Annotated in this window: 1 protein-coding gene; it reads right to left on the reverse strand. The window is 52.7% G+C overall.

Annotated elements, in window-relative coordinates; all coding sequences use genetic code 11:
* Positions 1 to 9: 9 nt before the first annotated feature.
* A partial coding sequence (gene tnpA / locus Q0835_RS30170; protein WP_298967197.1) for an IS200/IS605 family transposase occupies positions 10 to 414 on the reverse strand: 405 nt, incomplete at its 5' end.

Here is a 414-nt window from a genome sequence, read left to right on the forward strand (position 1 = left end):
ACTAAACCACTACCGGCTGATGCCGGTAGGATTATCGATGTGCTTCTCAAGGTACTGAAGTACGACATCTTCAGTGATTGCGCCGTTTGTGGTCGAAAAGTACCCCCGGCCCCAGAAGTGGCAGCCCCAGTAGCGCTTCTTCAAGCGCGGGAACTCACGGAAGAGTTTGTAGGCTGACCGTCCCTTGATCCGCCGCATCAGGTCGCTGATTGCCAGCTTTGGCGGGACAGACACAAAGATATGGACGTGATCGCTGGAAACAACGCCTTTCAGGATTTCAACGCCATTTTCCGCGCAAACCTGGCGAACAATCTCCCGCGCCCGTAATTGCACATCCCCACGAAGGATTTTAAAGCGGTATTTGGTCGACCAGACCAAGTGATAGCGATGATAGAAAACGCAGTGCTTTCCTTT

This window comes from uncultured Roseibium sp. (genome assembly GCF_947499295.1).
Taxonomy (GTDB): domain Bacteria; phylum Pseudomonadota; class Alphaproteobacteria; order Rhizobiales; family Stappiaceae; genus Roseibium.